This is a genomic window from Candidimonas sp. SYP-B2681, assembly GCF_003971065.1.
Classification (GTDB): domain Bacteria; phylum Pseudomonadota; class Gammaproteobacteria; order Burkholderiales; family Burkholderiaceae_B; genus Pollutimonas.
Genome location: NZ_RYDV01000001.1, coordinates 508,712 through 530,260, shown reverse-complemented (window position 1 = coordinate 530,260; position 21,549 = coordinate 508,712). Strand labels below are relative to the sequence as shown.

The following is a 21,549-nucleotide window of genomic DNA, read 5'->3' as shown; positions in this document are numbered from 1 at the left end:
CTATAAAGAAAAATTATCGCATGTTGGCGAAGTCACTGCCGGCAGGCGCCTGGTATAGACGCAGCGACATTTCTGGCAAGATCGCCACCAGATGATCGAAAATATTGCCTTGAATCCGTTCATACTCGGTCCAGGCGGTTTTGTTCGCAAAACAATAGACCTCGACCGGGATGCCCTGCGATTCCGGTTCCATCATGCGCACTAGCATCGTCATGTCCTGGCGGACCTCAGGATGCTGTCGCAGGTAAGCAAGGCCATAAGCTCGAAATGTACCGAGATTGGTCAATCGGCGACGGTTCACATGCATGTCGGCCAATGTCCCCATGGCACGGTAGCTGGCTTCCAGTTCTTCGCGCTTTTCGTTCAGATAGTCTTTAAGCAATGCAAAGCGCTGCAGGTCTAAAATTTCGTCCTCGCGCAAAAATCGCACGGTGCTCGCATCAATACGCAAGGTGCGCTTGATACGCCGGCCGCCGGATTCAAACATATAACGCCAGTTTCGGTAACTTTCCGAAAACAGCTTATAAGTCGGTATTGTCGTGACTGTTTTGTCCCAGTTCTGGACCTTCACGGTATGCAAAGCCATGTCGATTACGAATCCGTCGGCGCCTGCCTGCGGCATCTCTATCCAGTCGCCGATTCGCAGCATATCGTTAGATGTCATTTGGGTGCTGGCAACCAGCGACAGCAAAGTGTCTTTGAATACCAGCAGCAATACCGCCGACAGCGCGCCTAGTCCGGAAAGCATTAGCAGCGGCGAACGATTAACCAATATCGAGATAATCAGGACAACACATACTGCCCAGACGATTATCTTGGCAAGTTCCAGATAGCCCTTTATGGAACGTGTTTGTGCTCGTGCGCTCGAGGCGTAGATGTCTTGCCAGGCCGTCAACATCCCGTTGAGCGCCATAAAAAAGAAAATCATTCCGGCACATAGAAATACCCGCGCCAGAATACCGCCATACTTTTCGTCGACGGGCAGCACACCGATATTGCCCATAAGCACAAACATTGGGACCGCATAGCTCAGGTTGCGGAATACCCGGCGTCGGGAAAGCGCTTTAGACCAGTCATCATGACCAATAGCGGAAAGCATGCGGCGCGTGATGGTAGCGAGTACTCGGGCCATGACCCATCCGGTGACCACGACGAGAGCGGAAAGCACCAACAACCCTAAAGCGACCTGCGCCCACAGCGCATCCGGCATATTGTTGCTTATCCAGTTCTGCCCCATCCATTGAAGCAGCGGGTTGTTTTCTTGCATTACTGCCTGATATCTCGTGTTGTTCAGCGCTGTTGCGAGCTGCGGCAAGGCTCACGCATGCGCCCAGTGAAAAAGCCCTCTAATATACCGTAACTGCTTATCCTGTTACGACGAATCTGGATTATGGCCTTCAAGCCGATCGCGCCGTCCCTTATAATCTTGCCACTATGCCAAAAAATACCTCTTCCAATCTGCAAAATCAGTTCGCAAACAAGGCCCAAGCGTGGTCTGCCCGTTTTTCCGAGCCCGTCTCCGATCTTGTCAAGCGCTATACGGCGTCGGTCAGCTTTGACCAGCGGCTGGCCGATTTCGACATTCAGGGATCCCTCGCGCATGCCGACATGCTTGAATCCATAGGAATTATCAGCACTGACGACAAGGCGGCCATCGAGCGCGGAATGGCCCAAATTCTCGAAGAAATACATGCTGGCCAGTTTACATGGTCTGTCGATCTGGAAGACGTACACCTGAATATCGAAAAGCGTTTGGTCGAATTAATTGGCGACGCAGGTAAACGCCTCCACACCGGGCGCTCACGCAATGACCAAGTGGCGACCGATATCCGCTTGTGGGTTCGCAACGAAATCGACATTGCGATCGATCTCCTGAGACAGCTGCGGCACAAACTGGCGTCCCTGGCCTTGCAACACACCGATACCATCCTGCCAGGCTTTACCCATTTGCAAGTCGCCCAGCCGGTTACTTTCGGGCACCATCTGCTGGCGTACGCCGAGATGTTCGGACGCGATGCCGAGCGTCTGGCCGACTGCCGCAAGCGCGTGAACCGCCTACCGCTAGGTGCCGCTGCACTCGCGGGAACCTCCTACCCTATCGACCGGGAACGGGTCGCGCGCACTCTGGGCTTTGACCAGGTATGCCGTAATTCGCTCGACGCGGTGTCCGATCGCGATTTTGCTATCGAATTTTGTGCTGCCGCGGCGCTTATCATGACCCATATTTCGCGCCTGTCAGAAGAACTGGTGCTATGGATGAGCCCTCGTATTGGCTTCATTGACCTGGCCGACCGATTTTGCACCGGCAGCTCCATCATGCCGCAGAAGAAAAATCCCGACGTCCCGGAATTGGCGCGCGGAAAAACGGGTCGCGTCAATGGGCATCTGATCGCGCTGCTTACCCTGATGAAAGGTCAACCCCTAGCCTACAATAAAGACAATCAGGAAGATAAAGAAGGGCTGTTCGATTCGGCGGACACCATACGCGACACGCTTACCATCTTTGTCGACATGATAGGCGGCATACGCGTCAAGGCTGACGCTATGCGCGCTGCCGCGCTACAAGGCTTTGCCACAGCCACCGACTTGGCTGACTACTTAGTCAAAAAAGGTGTCCCTTTTCGAGATGCGCACGAAACCGTGGCGCACGCTGTGCGCGAATGCGAACAGCGTGGCTGCGACCTCGCTGACCTTCCCCTGGACGACTTACAAAAGTTTCACGCGCTGATCGAGCAAGACATTTACAGCGTCCTGACGCTTGAAGGCTCGGTTGCCTCCCGCAATCATGTTGGCGGTACGGCACCTGCACGCGTCAAACAAGAAGCAGAACGGATCGTCGCCGAAACCAGCTCTTCATAAGCGGCTTGGCTGCCGGCGCCGATCGCAGCGATCGACGCCGGCTGATCATCAATAATGCCCTGGCTACGCAGCATCGAATACCGCGATCGATTCAACGTGCCCGGTATGGGGAAACATATTGACGACACCCGCACTACGCATACGATAGCCGCCTTCGTGCACCAAGATTCCGGAATCACGCGCCAGCGTCGCCGGGCTGCACGATACATACACAATACGCTTTGGACGCTCGGCAGGCCCTAATGCTGCCAATGCACGTGCGACGGCTTCGGCGCCTTCCCGAGGGGGGTCGATAAGAATACGATCAAAATACCCCAGGTCGCGCAACCACTGTACGTCGACCTCAAAAAGATTCAAGGTGGTGAAGCTCGTGCGCTGGTCCAGACCATGTTGACGGGCTGCTTCCAGCGCACGTTCAGTAAGGGCTGCACTACCTTCTATTCCTACAACGTTGCTGGCCCGTGTGGCCAGCGGCAAGGTGAAGTTACCCAGGCCACAAAAAAGGTCGGCGACACGGTCGGAAGCTTGCACGTCGAGCAGAGTCAAGGCTTTAGAGATGAGCACCCGATTAATAGGATGATTGACCTGAGTGAAATCGGTCGGACGATAAGGCATGCGCAGACCGAACTCGGGCAAGGAATAGGCCAGCTTATCGACATCGGAAGGTTGCAGGGGATGAACCGTTTCGGGGCCTTTTGATTGTAGCCACCACGTCACGTTATATTGTTCGCCAAACTCGCGCAGCAATCGAATATCGTTATCAGTCAAGGCTTCGAGATGGCGCAGCAACAATACCGTCGTGGTATCGCCTACGGCGACTTCTATTTGGGGAATTCGCTCAGGTTGGGCTAAAGCACCGATTAGTGCGCGTAAGGGCAGCAGCATATCTGATACATGGCGCGGCAAGACCAGGCATTGCTTCATATCGGCGACATAGCTGCCCCGTCGCTCGCGAAAGCCGACCAGCACACCGCCTTTCTTTCTGACTGCACGTACCGACAGACGAGCACGGTAGCGGTAGCCCCAGGTAGGCCCATGCAAAGGCGCCAGCACCATGGCAGGCCGCAGGCGGCCTATATGCCAGAGTGAGTCTTCCAGTACCCTTTGCTTGATGGCTACCTGCGCCGCCGCATCGAGATGTTGCATAGCGCAACCACCACACACGCCGAAGTAAGGACAGGCTGGCTCGACACGTTGCGATGATGGTTTGACGATACGTTCAAGTCGTGCTGTATCGAACGAAGACTTTCGCTTGACAACACTGGCCATCACTTTCTCGCCAGGTAAGGCCCCTTCCACAAATACAACCTTGCCGTCGCGACGCGCAACGCCGCGCGCTTCAAGATCAAGGGACTCTATGTCAAACAGTTCTAACGTCATTATTCGGGTATCCAAAGATTCAGGCCCGAATTTTGACACCCCGGCGGCCTTAAGTCGAGCCGCCAGGATGTAATCAGCGTTGGCCTATGACGAAATTTTCGCGGAATCCTGTGCGCCTTGATGCTGCTTATGCTTTTCAGCCCGTTTAGCAAATTTTTCGGCGCGCTCGTTCAAGCGGGCGGTTACCTTTTGATGTTGTGTTGCGTCGAGCGAATCCCACACCGAGAGCCACTTTTCGTTCAACTTGCTGCGTTTCGCAGTGGCTTGTTTGTGAGCTTCGTCTGCCTGTTTTAGTGCGGCACGTGGATCAATTTTTCCGGTTTTGACCTGCTCGAGCTTTTCAGTCCGTGCCGCCCTCATGGTATCGCGGCGGGCGCTTTTGTCAGCCTTCTGTTCGGCTTGGGCTTCTTGAAGTAGTTTGGTCTGGCTCTCGTTCAAGGCAAGCGATTCGACGAATTTAGCATCTAGAGGACCATAACCTGGTACCCACATAGCTGCATCGCGATGGCCGCGCATGGATTTATGATGATCGCCGGATTTATGGTGATGGTCGGCCCGGTTATCCGAGGTACTGGACGTGACTTTTGCAGAAGGCTCCGACGCGGCGCTGGCAGTCGACGCTACAGTTCCTGTTGCTGCGTAGGCTGCTCCGCATAGCGCCAGCGCTGCAGTCAGGGTAGCCAGCTTAATAGACACAGAGAATTTCGAGCGTTGCATAATATGGTTCCTTCATTGGGTTGGGAGACCTCATTGTGCAACTGAAGTCGTTTCGAGTCTGTTTCACCCAAACCAAATTCTTTTCAGTCGATTTCAGGTAGGCTCGCCCCACTGCGCCATATATTCTTTCCAATGGCCGGCATCGCTGCCCTGCAGCGTGTCCCTTACCAATTGCACCTCGGCATCGTATGCACTACGGTCAAGTTCCCCTTTAAGGAAACGAAATCGGCAATACACAAGCCATGTATTGACCACGTCAGTCTCGCAGTACGCCCTGACCTCGTCTGCCTGCCCGTTAGACCACGCTTTCCATACCTGACTTCCATCCATGCCCAGTTTGCCGGGGAAGCCGCAAAGTTTAGCCAAGTCGTCAAGCGGTGCGTTAGCGCGGCCGTTATATTTGGCCAAGAGATCCATGAGATCTATATGCCGGCTGTGGTAGCGGCTGATGTAATTATTATATTTGAACTCACGGTCGTCTTCGCCGGTGTCCCAGTAGCGCGGGGCCTGGACCCCGTGGATCAGACTTCGATAATGCAATACAGGCAAATCAAAGCCTGAGCCGTTCCAACTAATCAGTCGCGGCGTGTAGCGTTCGATAGTCTTGAAAAAGCCCGTCAGGAGCACCGCTTCAGAATCATCAGCTTTGCCGAGCGTTTTTACCCGGAAACCATGGTCATCGCGAAACACACAGCCAATAACCGCCACCTTATGCAAATGCAGTGGCAAAAAGTCGTTACCGTGCGATTCCCGCCGTGCCGCCAACGCGGCTTCGATGACCTGATCGTCAGACATCTCGGGCCCCCACTGGGGGTTTAAGCGGCGCAGGCCTGCAGCGTCCGGTATGGTTTCAAGGTCGAAGACGAGCGTAGGAATCATCGGGCAGGTAAATAGGATAGCGGGTTCACCGGAGTTCCACGACGACGAACTTCGAAATGCAGGCGTGGCGACGTGGTATCGGTCTGGCCTATCGAGGCGATTTTTGCGCCCTTCTTAATTTGCTGCCCTGTTTTTACGAGTAACGCCTGATTGTGCGCATAAGCAGTAATGAAGCCATCGGAATGTCCGAGCAGTATTAGATTGCCCAGACCACGCACACCATTGCCGGCGTACATGACTTTCCCGTCGGCGGCAGCATGCACGGGCTCGCCCACTGCCCCTGCAATATCGATGCCCTTTGTGTTGGCATTGAAGGTCTGAATGATCTTGCCCGATGCCGGCCATGACCAGTTGATGGTGGACGCGTCACTAGCGCGCGGGACTGCAGCAGGCTCGACCGGCGCTACGGGCGTAGGGGGAGTCACTGGCGCCGTCGTCGGGCCGCTTGGAGCTGGTGCAGATCCTGAGGCATCGAGGCGCAAGACTTGCCCCACCCTTAACTGGCTGGGATCGCTGATGTTATTCAAGCGAGTAAGCGTTGCGACATCTATGTTTTTGGCTTGTGCGATCTTGTACAAGGTGTCGCCTGGCCTGACGATATACGTGCCGCCAGCAGTCGGGGCTACTGTTTCACCCCCCGAAATATCGGTTACTGGCGCTTTGGTGCCTCGAGATGCGCATCCGGCCAGCACGGTTGTCGCCACCAGGGCGGCAATGACGAGATAACGAGATGTGCGTTTCGGGTAAACAAATATCGGAGCGGTAGACCGAAACGTCCCTGCATACATATAGCTCTCCTGAAAGCTTAAGACTGTGTTCCCGCGCGAAGTGGGACAAAGCGAACCGACTCGAGTTCTTCACGGCGCCATGTTGTGGCACCCGTGCGCTCGATTAAGATGAGACGTTGCGCTGTCGACCCTTCCGGGGCAATTAAACGGCCCCCAATGGCAAGCTGCTCTAGCAGCGCCTGGGGAATTTTAATACCGGCGGCAGCAACGATGATGGCATCAAAAGGAGCTGTCCCGGGTAAACCTGCCATGCCGTCTCCGAACGTGAGACGGACACGAATTATTAGTTTGAGCGCCCTGAGATGAGTACGTGCCAGTTCGTAAAGGCCACGTATCCGCTCGACGGCGTGTACTTCTTTAATAAATTGTGCCAGTACTGCAGTTTGATAACCGCAGCCGGCACCGACTTCCAGCACTTTAACCGGAACGCGATTCTCGCATACAACGGATATCATGCGCGCTACGACCCACGGTTGAGAGATGGTTTGCCCATGACCGATAGGCAAGGCCGCGTCTTCGTAGGAACGGCTGGCGAGCCCTTCATCTACAAACAAGTGGCGCGGCACTGCCATCATGGCATCCAGTACGCGTTCGTCCTGGATGCCCTGGTTTCGAAGGCGCTGAATCATCATGCCACGCGAACGGTCCGAGTTCAAACCAAGATTGGCCGACGGCGATGAACTACGGATTGCAGCCACCACGGGGGTCGCTCGCCCCTGCGTAAAAATTCGCGCGTTACTGTTGGCGGTCGACACCCCTCCGCCGAGGCTTGAGCGGCCAAATCGATTGGTCGTGCCGTTGGCGAAGGGAAAAGGTACTACTGGTTTACGCATAACGGCCCCGCCCAGTTCCGCACCAGAGATAACTGCTCGTAGTGTGTTAGATCTAACCTAAGCGGCGTGACCGAGACGGCTAGCTGTTCAATAGCGCCGAAATCGGTGTCATCGGCCGAGTCGGATACTCTGCCTACGGGGCCGATCCAGTACACCGGGTCGCCATAGGGAGTACTGCTTTTGACTACCGGCTCGGACGGATGCCGTTTCCCGAGCCTGGTTACGCGAATTCCCTGAATGGCTTCGTAGGGTACCGCAGGTATATTCACATTAAGAAGTATGTTCCCGGCAAGCGGGCTGACGGTTTGCTGCTCGACCAGTTTTCGGGCTATTCGCGCCGCGGAATCGAGATGCTCCCAGCCCTTTTGCACCAATGAAAAAGCGATGGCGGGAATGCCGAAAAGATACCCTTCAGTCGCAGCGGCCACTGTACCGGAATAGAGGGTGTCGTCCCCCATATTGGCGCCGTTATTGATACCCGAAACCACCAGATCAGGTCGGAAATCAAGCAAACCTGTTAGCGCGATATGCACGCAATCGGAAGGTGTACCGTTAACATAGTAAAAGCCATTGGCTGCTTGTCGGACCGACAGCGGTCGATTTAGGGTAAGAGAATTCGAGGCGCCACTGCAATTTGTCTCGGGTGCGACCACTGTCAGTTCGCCGAGCCCCTTTAGCGCCTGCACCAATGCCTCCAGACCCGGGGCATTGTAGCCATCATCGTTGGACACCAGTATGCGCATCGCCCTTCCATTAAATTCAACTGAACGTAGCGAATTGTACCCGGTCGTTTTGGTGTTTTGGGCGACACTCGGTAGAATCCACCCACAACTAACGGAGTCTTCCAATTTATGACAATCGCTACCTCGGCTCTACTGAGTCTTGCCCTCGTATTATTTTCTTATCTGTTGGGCTCTGTTTCTTTCGCCGTAGTGGTGAGCCGACTGATGGGATTGAAAGATCCCCGTAGTTTCGGTTCCAAAAATCCGGGCGCGACCAACGTCTTGCGCACTGGAAACAAAACCGCTGCGGCACTGACTCTGTTGGGAGACGCGGCAAAGGGCTGGCTGGCGGTGTATATCGCGACTTATGTTGCACAACAAACGGCACTGTCTTCTGTTGTCGTTGCCGCTTGCGCTCTGGCGGTGTTCCTGGGCCACGTATACCCGGTTTTCCTGAAGTTCAAGGGCGGTAAAGGGGTCGCCACGGCCCTGGGCGTATTGCTTGGCCTGAACCCCTGGCTGGCTTTGGCTACCGTGGGCACCTGGCTGATAGTCGTCTACGTGACCCGGTACTCGTCGATGGCGGCCATTGTGTCGGCCATATTTGCTCCCTTGTATTACCTTCTGGGTGGGAACGTAGCCTGGGAGCTTGATCCAACCATCGCACTGGCCATCGTAGTGATCAGTGCAGTGCTGCTATTTCGCCATAAGGCCAACATAAGCCGGCTAATGACCGGTAAAGAAAGCCGCATCGGCAGCACGAAGAAATAAAGGATGAAGGCGTCGGACTCTTGGTCGTGCGCACCTTCGCCGCCCTTTAACCTTAAAGTGCCGTTGCCTCAAGGCAAACATCATGCAGATCCCACCGAGGTTTGACCGTAAAGGCGTGGCGCATATCCGATAAATCGACCAGTCCGGCGTTGACTCTCATGGCGGCCGCGAATGCAATCATCGCCCCGTTGTCAGTGCATAAATCGAGCGGCGGGAAAAAAACTTCGCCGTCGAGCTTGGCCATAGCCTGCACCAGCCGCTCCCGCAAATGACGATTCGCTCCAACCCCACCGGCTACCACAAGGCGCTTCAGACCTGTCTGTTTCATGGCCTTGATGGACTTGGCCGCCAAGACGTCGACGATGGCAGCCTCGGTAGAGGCAGCCAAATCGGCCCGCTGCTGCGCGGATAATTGCCCCCCCGCCTTTTCCATGCCTTTGACCCGCGTCAGCACGGCGGTCTTTAAACCGCTGAAGCTGAAATCCAGATCGCGAGTATGCAACATTGGTCGGGGAAGATCATAGGCTGTGGGGTCGCCTTGTTGTGCAAGATTAGAAAGGGCCGGGCCGCCAGGATAGCCAAGCCCCATGAGCTTAGCGGTTTTATCAAACGCCTCGCCCGCAGCATCGTCCAGCGTTTCGCCGAGCAATTCGTAAACGCCAACGCCATCGACGCGCATAAGCTGGGTATGACCGCCGGAAACCAACAAGGCCACAAAGGGGAAGTCGGGCCTTGGCATCGCAAGCAAGGGCGAAAGAAGATGACCCTCAAGATGGTGTATTGGAATCGCAGGCAGACCTCGCGCCCACGCGAAGGATTGCGCCACGCTTGCCCCGACGAGCAACGCTCCGGCCAGTCCGGGTCCTGCAGTGTATGCAACCGCGTTAATATCGCCGAGCGCCACGTTGGCCGCTTGCAGAACTTCACGGGTCAAAGGCAGCACCCGGCGAATGTGGTCACGAGATGCGAGTTCGGGCACTACCCCTCCGTATTCTTCATGCATGGCGATTTGGCTGTGCAGGGAATGAGCCAGTAAACCTCGTTCGGTGCAGACGAGGGCCACACCGGTTTCATCGCAAGAGCTTTCAAAACCAATAACTATCATGAATCAGGGCCTGTTGACATCAAAGGATTTTTTATATTGCCGCTAGTTTACAGCCGCCCGTGAAACAAGCTTAAAATTCAGGCCGTCGCGGGCGACAACGCTGTGATACATCGCCCTACCCCTATCCTTCAGGACGGACCTATGCTTGAACGACTTTTCCGGCTACGCGAACACGGAACAACGATACGCACTGAGATACTAGCCGGCGTCACGACCTTCCTGACGATGTCCTACATTATTTTTGTCAATCCCGAAATATTATCGAGCACCGGGATGGATAAGAGCGCGGTTTTCGTCGCCACCTGTCTGGCTGCGGCGCTGGGCACTTTCATTATGGCCTTCGTCGCAAATTGGCCGATAGGCATGGCGCCAGGGATGGGTTTAAACGCATTTTTCGCCTTTACCGTTGTGGGTGCACTCGGTTACAGCTGGCAGCAAGCGCTGGGAGCCGTATTTATCTCAGGGGTGATATTCCTGATTCTTACCCTGACGGGCATTCGGTCATGGCTTATTGAAGGTATACCGCATTCCTTGCGAGCGGCCATTGCGGCCGGCATAGGATTGTTCCTAGCAATCATTGCGCTGACAAGCTCCGGTATTGTAGTAGCTGACCCCACGACAAAAGTGTCACTAGGCGACCTCACCTCTACACCATCGCTTTTTGCCATACTGGGATTTTTCGTTATTGCCGCTCTGGATGCATTGAAAGTGAGAGGTGCCATCCTTATTGGCATTTTGCTGATAACCGTGCTGTCCATTCTCGTCGGCGACAGCGAATTCTATGGCGTATTTTCTGCGCCTCCCAGCCTGGCCCCTACCTTCATGCAGCTCGACATCATTGGCGCCCTGCACACAGGTTTTATCCATGTGATTCTGGTATTGGTGCTGGTGGAAGTATTCGATGCCACCGGAACCATGATCGGTGTCGCAAAACGGGCCAAGCTGGTCCAGGAAGGCAAGCCCGACCGCTTGGGCCGTGCCTTGTTTGCTGATAGCACTGCCATCGTGGCAGGTTCTTTTCTCGGCACCAGCAGCACTACCGCGTACGCGGAAAGCGCTTCAGGCGTTCAGGCCGGGGGACGCACGGGACTTACTGCCCTGACGGTCGGAATACTGTTTTTACTATCGCTTTTTCTTGCCCCCTTGGCGGGTTCGGTTCCTGCCTATGCCACCGCGCCAGCCCTGCTGTATGTCGCCGGTTTGATGCTTCGGGAAATCACCGAGATTGATTGGTCCGAGACAACTGAGGCGATCCCAGCCGCGCTCACGGCCATCGTCATGCCCTTCACGTATTCGATTGCTAATGGACTTGCCTTCGGTTTTATTAGCTACGTAGTGCTTAAAGCCATGACCGGCAAGTTTCGGCAAATCCATTTAGCAACATTGCTAGTGGCTTTGTTATTCGTGATCAAGTACGCCTTTTACTAGCACCATTTTCTTGATGAGCCCACGACTGCGCTAAAGGCGTTACACTAGTAACTCAAATTCAATTAAAAAAATAAGCGGCTCTTCGGCCGCTTTTTGTTTGGGGTTTCATATGAACACCATCGATTTGACCAAAGATACCTTTCAGGCGGCAATCAAAGACAGCAAGCCCTTGATTGTCGATTTTTGGGCTCCGTGGTGCGGGCCATGCCGAAACTTCGCCCCCATTTTCGAAGAGGCATCGACTCAGCACGATGACATAACCTTCGCCAAAGTCAATACCGAAGACCAGCAGGAACTGGCAACGGGCATGAACATACGGTCGATTCCGACGCTCATGGTTTTCCGCGAGCAGGTCTTACTGTTCTCTCAAGCCGGCGCGCTATCGGCGAGCCAATTGCAAGAGCTCATTTTGCAGGTCAAGGCGATCGACATGGAGAAAGTCCATGCCGAAATCGCCGAGCAACAAAACCTCGACGAAAGCAACGACAGCTAGCATTTTTATACGCTTAGCGGTTGCGCCAGCTCGCGGTTAGCTAATCGGACGCCGCTCGCCAAACACCCTGACCTCGGGTCAAGTTGCCGAATACCTCGGCCAAAGCGGCCTCTTTGCTGCGGGGGATGGCGAGACCCCAGCACACGCCTTTACCATCGAACGTTTCGCTGACAATACGTGCCTGATACGCCGTAAATCGGGATTGAACAACTGCCATATCCGCGAAATCACAGCGGCAATCGACGGCAACTTCGTCGATAAGCTCTTCTTTTTCAGCTGATCGCAGGCATTGCGCTGCCACCCCGCCGTAAGCTCGAATCAGCCCGCCGGGGCCCAACTTGATCCCGCCGAACCAACGCACTACCAGCACGGCAACTCGATCGCACAGCTGGCCCTCAATTGCCTGCAATATCGGACGTCCGGCCGTACCACCCGGCTCGCCGTCATCATTGAAGCGATATTCGTTGCCTATGCGATAGGCCCAACAGTTATGAGTCGCCTCGGGAACGCCCTGATCGGCGAAAAAACGCAAAGCGTCGGACGGCGACCTTACTGCAGTAGCGTATGCCAGGAAACGGCTCTTCTTGATGTCTTCCTGGTACGTCGCCGTTCCTGTCAAGGTATAAAGCATGAAACCGAAAAATCAAGCCTCGATACCACGCGACGCCAGGTAATCTTCGTAAACGCCAAGATAGTCTACAAGTTCCCCGTTAGGCATGATTTCGATGATGCGGGTAGCGACACCTGAGACAAACTCGCGATCGTGGGACACGAAGATCAGGGTGCCCGCATACATTTCCAAAGCCAGTTGCAGGGACTCAATCGATTCCATATCGAGGTGATTGGTAGGCTCGTCGAGCAGCATGACATTGTGGCGGCCCAACATAAGGCGGCCAAAACTCATGCGGTTTTTCTCACCACCAGACAGCACCCTGACTTCTTTGCCGATATCGTCGCCCGAAAAAAGCATGCGGCCCATAACTGAGCGCATGGACTGATCGTCGTCGCCAGCCTGGCGATACTCGCTTAACCAGTCGAATAGCGTCTTGTCGGATTGGAACTGTTCGGATACGTCCTGTGCCATATAGCCGATGTCGGCGCTATCGGACCATTTGACAGAACCCGTATCCGGCTCAAGATCGCCCGCCAGCATGCGCAGAAGCGTGGTTTTACCAACGCCGTTAGCGCCGATAATGGCAATCTTCTCGCCGGCTTCGACCATCGCCGAAAACGGCTTTATAACTGGTTTGTCATACGATTTGCTGATTGATTCGATAGTCACCGCCAGACGATGCAGGACCTTGTTCTGCTCGAACCGAATGTAAGGATTCTGACGCGACGACGGCTTGACTTCAATAGACGCGGCCTTGATCCGGTCGATTTGTTTTAAGCGCGAAGTCGCCTGACGCGCTTTCGATTTGTTTGCAGCGAAGCGGCGAACAAAGTCCTGTAGTTCGGCGACGCGTTCTTTGGCCTTGGCGTTGGACGAGGAGATTCGCTCGCGCGCCTGAGTCGACGCAAGCATGTAATCGTCGTAATTACCCGGATAAATGCGCAGTTCGCGGTAATCCAGATCTGCCATGTGGGTACATACCTGATTAAGGAAATGTCGATCGTGGCTGATAATGATCATCGTGCTCTGATAGCTGTTGAGCACGTCTTCAAGCCAACGTATGGTGTTGATATCAAGGTTGTTCGTTGGCTCGTCGAGCAGCAGCACATCGGGATTCGAAAACAGCGCCTGTGCCAGCAATACACGCAGCTTCCAGCCGGGAGCAATTTCGCGCATAGGCTGATTATGCTGTTCGACCGGAATCTCGAGCCCCAGCAGCAACTCACCCGCGCGCGCCTCGGCGGTGTAGCCATCGTACTCCGAGAACTTGGCCTCGAGGTTCGCGGCATGCATGTAGTCGTCTTCAGTGGCATCAGGGTTCGCGTAGATTGCATCGCGTTCTGACATCACTTGCCACATTTCTTCGTGGCCCATCATGACGACGTCGAGCACCCGAATATCTTCGAATGCAAATTGATCCTGGCGCAGCTTGCCCAGACGCACTCCCGGGTCCAACGACACGTTGCCGGCGCTGGACTCGAGATCGCCACCTATTATTTTCATGAAGGTGGATTTACCGGAACCGTTGGCGCCGATCAGGCCATAACGATTGCCCTCGCCAAATTTGACACTGACGTTTTCAAATAGGGGCTTGGGACCAAACTGGATAGTAAGATTTGCAGTGGAAATCACTTAGAGGCTTCACGTAAATAGTCAACACAACCTAGTAGTTTACCAAGTTGGTGTCAAAGATGCTCTTCAAGCACGAGATGGGCCATGCCGTCCTCGGTCGCAATTCCGACTTTCCTGCCTACCGGCAGCGTCGCCTTGATCCGTACATGGCCGTACGGCAGACTGGTCACTACGGGTACTTTTACTGTCGCGCGCAGCCAGGATACAACCGATGGCAGATCGAAACCGTTATCGTGCGCGGCGAGCCGGTAGTCATTGAAACGCCCTAAAACAATAGCGTTCTGGCGCTCAAGGATGCCGGCCTGCCACAACTGAGAAAGCATACGTTCGATTCTGAAGGGATGCTCGCCCACGTCCTCGAGAAACAAGATACCTCCGTCGATATCCGGCATGTAGGGGGTGCCGACCAACGACGCTACCATCGCCAGATTGCCACCCCACAGGATGCCCCGAGCATCGACCGGATCGGCGTCGGGCGACTCGAAGCTCAGGACTTCAAGCTCGCGCCGCATACTTTCGACAAATAACGCGCCGGTCAGATCGTCCATTTTCTTGGCACCGAAGTCATAGATCGCCGTTGGACCCGCAAAACTGCTGGCGCCCGTCCTGGCTAATAGTGCAAGATTAAAAGCGGTAAAGTCGCTTTGCCCTATAAAGGTTTTACCACTGTCGGCAACGGCTGCCCAGTCGATGAACGGCAATAAACGACTAAGGCCGTAGCCTCCGCGAGTGGCCATAACGATAGGGTGCTTTTGCTTCAAGGCGCGGGCAATGCCTGCAAGCCGTTGTTTATCGGTTCCTGCAAAGCGCTCGTGAATCGCCAGCGCGGCGCGATCCACCGCCGTCTTGAAACCCAATTCAGATAATCTTTCTCGCGCAAGGTCGAGCGTGGCTGGATCCGCAACGGCGCCGGAGGGGGAGATTAAATAAATTCCGGCGGGCGCCGGGTGGTCGTGATGATGATGGTGATGCTCGTGGTGCTCGTGGGAATGATTATGGTCGTGCGCCACATGCGTCATGGTTGTTCTCGTCTTGAAGCTAAAAAAGGAAGAAGATATAGTAATACATGCCTGTCGCCTCTATTGCGACGTAGCAGAAAGCTCCTTGGCCTTATTGCGGCGCTCGCGGAAAAATTGCCTTAACAGATCGCCGCATCTTTCTGCCAACAGGCCGCCGCTGACCGACGTTTGGTGATTCAGCTGCGGGTGAGCATGCACGCTCAATACGCTGCCACAAGCACCGGTCTTCGGGTCAATGGCGCCATACACCACCCTACCGACACGAGCATGCAGCATCGCGCCCATACACATGGCGCAAGGCTCTAGTGTGACGAACAGGGTGGCTCCCGGCAGGCGGTAGTTCCTCAGTGCGCTTGCCGCCTGCCGCAAAGCGACGATTTCCGCATGACTGCTGGGGTCATGATCGGTGACGGTTCGATTGAAGCCAACGCCGATAATCTGCCCCTCAGCGTCCAGCACCACGGCGCCGACAGGGACTTCGCCGGCGGCATACGCCAGTTCCGCCTGCGCCAGCGCGGCCTGCATGGCGGTTTCGTCGGCCAATGTATAAATACTCGGAACAATTTCAGCCACGGTAAATCCGATTATTCAGGGCAATACGTCCTGCCACGCTTTCGACCGCCTCTTCCAGCCATTGGTAGAGTTCGGCCTCTTCGTCATAACGCGCCTGATTCAGGTTGGACACGCGTCCTTCCTGGATAAAGCCCCATGCGCGGCTGCGTTTGTCGCGGTGTTTAGGATCCCACACTCCGAAAGCCACCCCGCCAGACCGACGAATCAGCGAAAAACAAGGAATATCCGTATAACCGTCGCCCACGAAAATCATTTGCTCGAAGGGGATCCGTAATTTCTCGGGAGCGATTTTCTTATTCACCTCGAAAGGTTTGTTGCGGGATGATGGACCAATAATTCCCTTCTGAATATGAAATAAATACCGCGTCTTGTCAGTGAAGCTGACGACCCTCCGGGGAAAATGAATACCCCCGTCCCGCTCGTCGTAAATAAATTCCGATGCCCAGATATCGGTGAATTCATGCGCGATCGGTGTGTGGCGCACGACATCGCCGATGCCGCTGGAAATAAGATAGAACTCTAGTTGCACCTGAGGGTGATGCTCTTTCACCATACTGCGTAAACGAGCGAACAAAGACTCTACGCCTGTATGCAAAGGAAGGCGGCGCCCCCAGTCAGCCAGGCGTTCTTGTGTGATTGGGCCGTGGGTTCCTGAATTTGAGAGCGCGATCAATTGATAGAGGTAGGCGGGTACGGGATCCCAATCTTGCTCAAACAGCAAGGGATCGACCTCATCCTTCCAGAATTGTTGTACGTCGACCCCGATGTCGACCAGAAATCCGGAAGTGCTATCGGGGGCTAGCGTGTCGTCAAAGTCGAAAATCAGGGCAATAACATCGGACATACAAGGCTCATGGGATGCTGGCCGCAGCATCATTGCGGCAGAAAGAATACTGCGGAAAGTGTAGCGCGATTGCTTAGCTGCGTTTTTGCGAAATCCGAAAGTCATTCCTGTCTTGTTGTCCCGCCCGGCGCTTCAGGCGTCGCAGGACTCGGGGCAGCATTTGGGGCAAGTCTTCGGAAATAAGCCCCGGACCGAACAATGTCGCGGCCTCGCCGTGTAACCAGACAGCCGCCGCAGCAGCGAGAAATGGTTCCATTCCCTGTGCCATCAAACCCGCGATAAGCCCACTTAAGACATCACCGGTGCCGCCGGTCGCTAAATCAGGAGGGGCGTTGGTATTGATAATTGCGCGGCCATCTGCTGCGGCAATAACGGTGTCCGAACCTTTCAAAACCACGACGGCACCACATTGGCGCGCTGCACGCTTGGCCCGTTCAAGCTTACCCCCCTGGCTATTGAACACTCGCCTGAATTCACCTTCGTGCGGAGTCAAGACGCAAGGTCCCCTGATGGCATCGAAAAGCGATTGCGGGTCGGAGGCAAATACACTAATGGCATCGGCGTCGAGGACGCAGGCACGCTGGGCCGCCAACACGCAGGACACATAGTCCTTGGTCAACGCCGATACACCAGCACCTGGTCCGACTACCACGACGTTCTTCCGTTCGTCGCCCAGAACATTGCGTAGCATTTCTTCATTCGCTACCGGCTGCACCATCACACTGGTCAAGGCCGTAGCGTAAATGGGACAAACCGATGCAGGCGCCACCAACGTAACTAACCCGGCACCGGCTCTTGCCGCTGCCAGGGCCGATAAACGAGCGGCGCCGGTCATGAATTCGCCGCCGATAACGAGGACATGACCCCGCTGATACTTGTGCATGCCGTAATCGGGCCAGGGAAAAGCGTCGAGCCAGAGGCTAGGAGCGTTCTCGAATGTTGCAGGTTCGATCGGTTCCAATACCGAGGAAGGAATTCCAATATCAGCCACGATTACTTCGCCGCACAGCTCTTTGCCGGGCATGAGAACGTGGCCGGGCTTCTTGCGAAAAAAGGTTACGGTGATTTGAGCAGCTGCAGCAATGCCTAAAACTTCGCCGCTCGACCCGTCGACCCCACTGGGAACATCGACTGCACAAACTGGAATACGGCTATTTATTAGGGCCTGCAGAAGAAGAGCCACAGGCTCTTCGAGTGGCCGAGATAAGCCGGCGCCGAATAGCGCATCGATCACCAGACCGGCGCCCGACAGAAGTTCAAGGGAAAGCGGTTCGATTTTTCCCGACCATGAGGCGGCGCTCGTGGCGGCATCGCCGCTGAGTGTATCCACCTGCCCAAGCAGAGCCAAAGTAACCGGCCAGCCGGCATCACGCAAGTGCCGAGCCGCCACAAACCCGTCGCCCCCATTATTGCCGGGGCCACACAATACCAGGACGGGTCTTTTGTTGAATTTACCGCCGACTACATTCGCGACTGCGGATCCCGCGGCTTCCATGAGGGCGATCCCGCTTATTCCACCTTCTGCCGCCGCCTTGTCGGCTGCAGCCATCTGCAACGGCGTGAGCAGTGCAGTCTTGAAGTTGAAACTGGATATGGACATATTGCCTTGGTTTAACGGCCGGTACTGTTCGCGATTATGATATTGTGCCCCAGTGCAATCGGGAAATCATCATGCCAACTGTTATTTCGGTATCCGGGCTGGACAAAGTTTACGCCTCGGGGTTTCAGGCGTTGAAGAATATCAACCTTGACATACGTCGGGGCGAAATTTTTGCCTTGCTGGGGCCAAACGGGGCCGGTAAGACCACCCTTATCAGCATCATTTGCGGGTTGGTCAACCCAAGCGCGGGTACAGTACGTGCAGATGGGCATGACATTATTCGCGAGTATCGCCTGGCCCGTTCAAAAATAGGTTTGGTTCCTCAAGAACTGACAACCGATGCGTTTGAATCTGTATGGGACACCGTCAGTTTCAGCCGAGGCCTGTTTGGTAAACCGCCTGATCCGGCTCATATCGAAAAAGTGCTGCGCGCGCTTTCTCTATGGAACAAGAAAGACAATAAGCTCATCACGCTTTCAGGAGGAATGAAACGCCGCGTGCTGATAGCCAAGGCTCTGTCACACGAACCCCAAATACTATTTCTTGATGAACCCACTGCAGGCGTCGACGTATCGCTGCGAAAAGAAATGTGGCAGGTGGTACGTTCCTTACGCGATACGGGAGTCACCATCATCCTTACGACTCACTATATCGAAGAGGCCGAAGAAATGGCCGACCGCATCGGCGTCATCAACAATGGCGAAATCATATTGGTCGAAGACAAGAAAGAACTGATGCGTAAACTGGGCAAAAAGCAGCTAATGCTGCACCTGGCCGAAACCTTACATGCGGTTCCATCTTTGCTTGATCGTTATCAGCTTGAGCTGTCTGCGGAAGGGAAAGAGCTCATTTACACCTACGACACCCAACGGCAGAACAATGATATCACCGCGCTGTTCCATGATCTGGCCGAAGCGGGAATCCGGTTCAACGACCTCCAGACCAAGCAGACATCGCTGGAGGAAATATTTGTAAAGCTGGTACGGAAACCATCATGAATATTCATGCCATACGTGCAATCTATGCCTTTGAAATGGCCCGCACCGGGCGTACCTTGCTGCAGAGCATCGTTGCCCCCGTCATTTCAACCTCGCTGTATTTCGTCGTGTTTGGCGCCGCCATAGGCCACCGGATCACCGAAATCGACGGAGTCAGCTATGGTGCATTCATTGTGCCAGGGCTCGTGATGCTGTCGCTGTTGACACAGAGTATTTCCAATGCGTCGTTTGGCATTTATTTTCCGAAGTTCTCAGGCACCATCTATGAATTGTTGTCAGCCCCCGTCTCGTATATGGAGATCACGCTAAGCTACGTCGGTGCCGCGGCAACAAAATCGATTATTCTTGCCGCTATTATTCTTGCAACGGCAGGTTTTTTTGTACCCCTGCGAATTGACCATCCGGTCTGGATGCTGCTTTTTCTTGTGCTGACGGCTATCACATTCAGTTTGTTCGGCTTCATCATCGGCATCTGGGCCGATGGCTTCGAAAAACTGCAGCTGGTGCCCTTGTTGATTGTCACGCCGCTGACTTTTCTGGGTGGCAGCTTCTATTCCATCAATATGTTGCCGCCGGTGTGGCAGACCATTACCCTATTTAACCCAGTGGTGTATTTAGTCAGTGGATTTCGCTGGAGCTTCTATGGCATTGCGGATGTCAATGTTTATGTAAGCCTCGCGATGACGTTATTGTTTCTCGGTTTATGCCTGTTGATCATCTTCTGGATCTTTAAAACTGGCTATCGCCTGAAAAACTGAAGCTGCAATTGCGGCCCGAATTTTTTGCTTGATACAAGGCTTTGTCGGCCATGGTGATCAATACTGCCGGCTCATCGTCCGCAGTAGGGTGAAGGACAGCCACTCCGATACTGGCGGTCAGCACGCCCAGCGGAGACTCCACATGCGGTACCGCTTCGCGCTGTACTGCTGAGCGGATTTTCTCAGCCACGATTCGGGCCCCGTCAATAGTGGTGTCGGTCAGCACAACGATGAATTCCTCGCCCCCATATCGCGCGGCCAGGTCTGACTGGCGATTTGTGTTTTCTCTGAGTATGCGCCCTACTTTCTTAAGGCAATCGTCGCCAGCAGGATGACCGTAGTGGTCGTTGTACTTTTTGAAAAAATCGACATCCAGCATCAATACGGCCATCAAACTCCCGCTACGCTTCGCTCGTTTGAATTCTGCCTGAATCACGGAGTCGAATTCACGCCTGTTGGCGAGCCCTGTCAAACCGTCTTCGCGCGCCAATACCTTTAGTGAGCGATTTGCCTGGATAAGACCATCCTGGGCATCTCGCAGGTCTTGTTCGACTCGAATTTGCACTTTCATCAGATCAAGCAAGCGAGAGCCGAGAAGCGCCAGCACCATCATGAATAGCGTAACGAAACCGATCGCAAACAAGGACTCTTTGCGCCATTCCGCCAAGATTTCTTGCTTATCGCGGGCAACATACGCTACCAGCCCGTATTCTTTGATCCGGGTAAAGCCAAGTAGCCTTTGCACGCCGTCCAGCACGGAATCTACCGTTGCGGTGCCGTGATTAGTGTCCTTTAAATAGCGTGAAAACAGGCTGCCGTTGGCAATACTCGTTCCTACATCTTCATCGCGGAAAGGCCTTCTAAGCAATATGGTGCCGTCATCCAGAAGCAAGCTAACTGCCCCGTTATTGCCGATGTCGAGCGTTTCGTACAACGCGCCAAAATGAGTCAGATTTATGGTTGCCAGTGCCACTCCGGCAAAGGTGCCGTCACGATGATTCAAGCGCCGGCTGACGGTAAGAATCCATTCGCCGGAAGAGCGGCTGCGGACCGGTGGCCCAATGTAAGGCTTGGCATCGGCATGGTCGCGATGAAACGTGAAATAGCCGCGATCCGAATTATTAGCGCCTGGAGGCGCGGCGCCATTTGAATTTACTAGCCAGCGCCCTTGACTATCGTAGACAAACAAGCCGTGCAACTGGGATAGCTGTGCTTTCTGACCCCGTAAAAGCTTTTCCAGACGCGCGAGCTGGGACACCCCCAGACCGTCGGCTTCCAGCCTTTCCACTAGACCAAACAATACGATATCGGCCTGCTTGATCATGGCATGCGCGTGCAGTGCCAAGGCTTGCGACAGATCCAACGTGGCGGCAGCTTTGTCGCTCAGCTGATGCTTGCGAGAAGACCAAGCTCCCCACGCAACAATGATCGCAATCACAATGCCAACAATAATCGCGCAGGTAATGGCGTAGACTGCGCCAGGGGAAAATTGGCGTCGGGCCGTAAAAGGCGCTGCGGCCATTTTCGCCGGCTCTGG

21 protein-coding genes are annotated in these 21,549 nt (G+C 54.6%); 6 read left to right on the top strand and 15 right to left on the bottom strand.

All coding sequences use genetic code 11. The annotated features are described in order from the left end of the window. Positions 1-13: 13 nt before the first annotated feature. On the bottom strand, positions 14-1,267 hold the full coding sequence (locus EKL30_RS02560; RefSeq protein ID WP_126705604.1) for a mechanosensitive ion channel family protein: 1,254 nt from the start codon (positions 1,265-1,267) through the stop codon (positions 14-16). A 167-nt stretch (positions 1,268-1,434) separates the two neighbouring features. Between EKL30_RS02560 and argH the strand changes: the two genes are divergently transcribed. After that, positions 1,435-2,859, top strand: a complete 1,425-nt coding sequence (gene argH / locus EKL30_RS02555) for an argininosuccinate lyase (protein WP_126705603.1) — start codon at positions 1,435-1,437, stop codon at positions 2,857-2,859. A gap of 63 nt (positions 2,860-2,922) precedes the next feature. On the opposite strand, the gene rlmD is transcribed toward argH, so the two are convergent. The 6 genes from rlmD to surE all read right to left on the bottom strand — a co-directional run bounded on the left by rlmD (position 2,923) and on the right by surE (position 8,199). Continuing rightward, entirely contained in the window at positions 2,923-4,239 is a 1,317-nt protein-coding gene (gene rlmD, locus EKL30_RS02550; protein WP_126705602.1) for a 23S rRNA (uracil(1939)-C(5))-methyltransferase RlmD, read from the bottom strand. 84 nt (positions 4,240-4,323) lie between these two features. Further along, complete coding sequence (locus EKL30_RS02545) at positions 4,324-4,956, bottom strand: hypothetical protein (protein ID WP_126705601.1); 633 nt, start codon at positions 4,954-4,956, stop codon at positions 4,324-4,326. 93 nt (positions 4,957-5,049) lie between these two features. After that, a complete protein-coding gene (locus tag EKL30_RS02540) occupies positions 5,050-5,835 on the bottom strand; it encodes a 3'-5' exonuclease (protein WP_126705600.1) in 786 nt (261 codons plus the stop codon). After that, positions 5,832-6,623 (bottom strand): peptidoglycan DD-metalloendopeptidase family protein, encoded by a 792-nt coding sequence (locus tag EKL30_RS02535; protein ID WP_126705599.1) that lies wholly within the window; start codon positions 6,621-6,623, stop codon positions 5,832-5,834. Before EKL30_RS02535 ends, EKL30_RS02540 begins: the two co-directional genes overlap by 4 nt. Before the next feature lie 17 nt (positions 6,624-6,640). Further along, on the bottom strand, positions 6,641-7,456 hold the full coding sequence (locus EKL30_RS02530; RefSeq protein WP_126705598.1) for a protein-L-isoaspartate(D-aspartate) O-methyltransferase: 816 nt from the start codon (positions 7,454-7,456) through the stop codon (positions 6,641-6,643). Next, positions 7,441-8,199 carry a 5'/3'-nucleotidase SurE gene (surE, locus tag EKL30_RS02525; protein WP_126705597.1) on the bottom strand — a complete coding sequence of 253 codons (759 nt, stop codon included), beginning with the start codon at positions 8,197-8,199 and terminating at the stop codon, positions 7,441-7,443. Before surE ends, EKL30_RS02530 begins: the two co-directional genes overlap by 16 nt. Before the next feature lie 108 nt (positions 8,200-8,307). Between surE and plsY the strand changes: the two genes are divergently transcribed. After that, positions 8,308-8,949, top strand: a complete 642-nt coding sequence (gene plsY, locus EKL30_RS02520) for a glycerol-3-phosphate 1-O-acyltransferase PlsY (protein ID WP_126705596.1) — start codon at positions 8,308-8,310, stop codon at positions 8,947-8,949. Between the two features lie 52 nt (positions 8,950-9,001). Here plsY and tsaD read toward each other — a convergent pair whose 3' ends face one another. After that, positions 9,002-10,054 (bottom strand): tRNA (adenosine(37)-N6)-threonylcarbamoyltransferase complex transferase subunit TsaD, encoded by a 1,053-nt coding sequence (tsaD, locus tag EKL30_RS02515; protein ID WP_126705595.1) that lies wholly within the window; start codon positions 10,052-10,054, stop codon positions 9,002-9,004. A gap of 141 nt (positions 10,055-10,195) precedes the next feature. Between tsaD and EKL30_RS02510 the strand changes: the two genes are divergently transcribed. Next, positions 10,196-11,482: an NCS2 family permease gene (locus EKL30_RS02510; protein WP_126705594.1), complete on the top strand. Its 1,287-nt coding sequence runs from the start codon at positions 10,196-10,198 to the stop codon at positions 11,480-11,482. A 109-nt stretch (positions 11,483-11,591) separates the two neighbouring features. After that, entirely contained in the window at positions 11,592-11,975 is a 384-nt protein-coding gene (gene trxA / locus EKL30_RS02505) for a thioredoxin (protein ID WP_126705593.1), read from the top strand. A 40-nt stretch (positions 11,976-12,015) separates the two neighbouring features. Here the strand turns inward: trxA and EKL30_RS02500 are convergent, their stop codons facing one another. The 6 genes from EKL30_RS02500 to EKL30_RS02475 form a co-directional block, all read right to left on the bottom strand. After that, a complete protein-coding gene (locus tag EKL30_RS02500; protein ID WP_126705592.1) occupies positions 12,016-12,606 on the bottom strand; it encodes a YigZ family protein in 591 nt (196 codons plus the stop codon). 12 nt (positions 12,607-12,618) lie between these two features. Further along, positions 12,619-14,220, bottom strand: a complete 1,602-nt coding sequence (locus tag EKL30_RS02495) for an ABC-F family ATPase (RefSeq protein ID WP_126705591.1) — start codon at positions 14,218-14,220, stop codon at positions 12,619-12,621. 53 nt (positions 14,221-14,273) lie between these two features. Continuing rightward, positions 14,274-15,239, bottom strand: coding sequence for an LD-carboxypeptidase (locus EKL30_RS02490; protein ID WP_126705590.1), 966 nt, complete (start codon positions 15,237-15,239; stop codon positions 14,274-14,276). Between the two features lie 60 nt (positions 15,240-15,299). Further along, the gene (gene tadA / locus EKL30_RS02485; protein ID WP_370246218.1) at positions 15,300-15,803 is read right to left on the bottom strand and encodes a tRNA adenosine(34) deaminase TadA; all 504 of its coding nucleotides are present in this window, start codon (positions 15,801-15,803) and stop codon (positions 15,300-15,302) included. A gap of 1 nt (position 15,804) precedes the next feature. Further along, complete coding sequence (locus EKL30_RS02480; protein ID WP_126705588.1) at positions 15,805-16,656, bottom strand: HAD family hydrolase; 852 nt, start codon at positions 16,654-16,656, stop codon at positions 15,805-15,807. A 73-nt stretch (positions 16,657-16,729) separates the two neighbouring features. Further along, positions 16,730-18,256 carry an NAD(P)H-hydrate dehydratase gene (locus tag EKL30_RS02475; RefSeq protein ID WP_126705587.1) on the bottom strand — a complete coding sequence of 509 codons (1,527 nt, stop codon included), beginning with the start codon at positions 18,254-18,256 and terminating at the stop codon, positions 16,730-16,732. Between the two features lie 71 nt (positions 18,257-18,327). Here EKL30_RS02475 and EKL30_RS02470 point away from each other — a divergent pair, with 71 nt between their 5' ends. Next, entirely contained in the window at positions 18,328-19,254 is a 927-nt protein-coding gene (locus EKL30_RS02470) for an ABC transporter ATP-binding protein (RefSeq protein WP_126705586.1), read from the top strand. Continuing rightward, positions 19,251-20,012 carry an ABC transporter permease gene (locus EKL30_RS02465; RefSeq protein WP_126705585.1) on the top strand — a complete coding sequence of 254 codons (762 nt, stop codon included), beginning with the start codon at positions 19,251-19,253 and terminating at the stop codon, positions 20,010-20,012. Before EKL30_RS02470 ends, EKL30_RS02465 begins: the two co-directional genes overlap by 4 nt. Here EKL30_RS02465 and EKL30_RS02460 read toward each other — a convergent pair. Then, complete coding sequence (locus EKL30_RS02460; RefSeq protein WP_126705584.1) at positions 19,984-21,534, bottom strand: GGDEF domain-containing protein; 1,551 nt, start codon at positions 21,532-21,534, stop codon at positions 19,984-19,986. The genes EKL30_RS02465 and EKL30_RS02460 overlap by 29 nt on opposite strands. Positions 21,535-21,549 lie beyond the last annotated feature (15 nt).